This window comes from Kitasatospora sp. NPDC093558, from assembly GCF_040683475.1.
In the GTDB taxonomy this organism is placed as follows: domain Bacteria; phylum Actinomycetota; class Actinomycetes; order Streptomycetales; family Streptomycetaceae; genus Kitasatospora.
The window spans coordinates 1-1,137 of record NZ_JBFBDY010001328.1 but is presented as its reverse complement, the minus strand read 5'-3'; the positions used below and the strand labels follow the sequence as shown (position 1 = coordinate 1,137).

Here is a 1,137-nt window from a genome sequence, read left to right as displayed (position 1 = left end):
CGCCTCCCGCTGATCATACGTCAACTCACCCACCACGGCCGCCGTTCAGGCCCTTGCGCGGCGCGTCGGCGCGTTGGTAGCTTCGCGGTAGTTAGGACTCCTAATTCGAGTTCACCGGTTCAAGGACCAGAGGACGGCCATGACGCCTGCGCCCATTCCCGGCTACCGCTACGACGACCCCACGCTGCCCACCTCCCCGGTCACCGGCGGCGACTTCGAAGGCCTCGCCGCGGCGACCCTGTTCTCCGACGCGGACGTCACCGCGCTCAAGCTCGCCGGCGAAGTCCTCGCGGACCAGACCGAGCGGATCCTCGACGTCTGGTACGGCTTCGTCGGCTCCCACCCTCACCTGCTCGCCTACTTCTCCACCCCCGAAGGCGCGCCCGTCACCGAGTACCTGGCCGCCGTCCGCCGCCGCTTCGGCCAGTGGATCGCCGACACCTGCACCCGCCCGTACGACGCCCGCTGGCTCGCCCAGCAGGAGGAGATCGCGCTGCGCCACACGGCGGCGAAGAAGAACGCCACCGACGGCGCGCGGTCCGTCCCGCACATCCCGCTGCGCTACATGATCGCGTTCATCTACCCGATCACGGCGACGATGCGGCCGTTCCTCGCGGCCAAGGGGCACCCGGAGGAGGAGGTCGAGGCGATGCACCAGGCGTGGTTCAAGGCCGTCACGCTGCAGGTGTCGCTGTGGTCCCGCCCGTACGCCGGGGCCGCCTGGTAGGCGCTGGGCGTACGGAACCGCCGGCCGGGCCGACCTGCGCATGCGTACGGTCGGCCCGGCTCGGTCGGGCATTGCTCTGTCGAGAACGGCGGTTCGGGTGGGAAGATCGCTCGCGAACCCGGGCGACCACTGGATCCACGGACCCGGGCGAGCCGCAACCGCATCGCCACAGGGGGCCCACCGCATGACCACGCCACCGTCGCCGTCCGTCCTGATCGGCGTGCTCGCCCCGCTGAGCCGTCCCGGCTGGGCCGAGGCGGGCCACCACCTGCTCGCCGGCATCGAGTTGGCCGTGCGCGAGGTCAACGACGCCGGAGGGATCGGCGGGCGGCCGCTCGACGTGGTGGTCCGCGACACCGCGGCGGACCCGCAGCGGGCCGAGGCGGCCGTCGACGAGCTCGCCGGTCTGG

At 72.0% G+C, this 1,137-nt stretch carries 2 protein-coding genes; both read left to right on the top strand.

All coding sequences use genetic code 11. The annotated features are described in order from the left end of the window. Positions 1-139 precede the first annotated feature (139 nt). On the top strand, positions 140-727 hold the full coding sequence (locus tag AB0O00_RS40730) for a protoglobin domain-containing protein (RefSeq protein ID WP_363659698.1): 588 nt from the start codon (positions 140-142) through the stop codon (positions 725-727). 184 nt (positions 728-911) lie between these two features. Beyond that, on the top strand, positions 912-1,137 hold a 226-nt coding region (locus AB0O00_RS40725), incomplete at its 3' end, for an ABC transporter substrate-binding protein (protein WP_363659697.1).

Coding starts and splice junctions, on each gene's coding strand:
- AB0O00_RS40730 (WP_363659698.1), top strand. CDS start 140: ATGACGCCTGCGCCCATTCCCGGCTACCGCTACGACGACCCCACGCTG.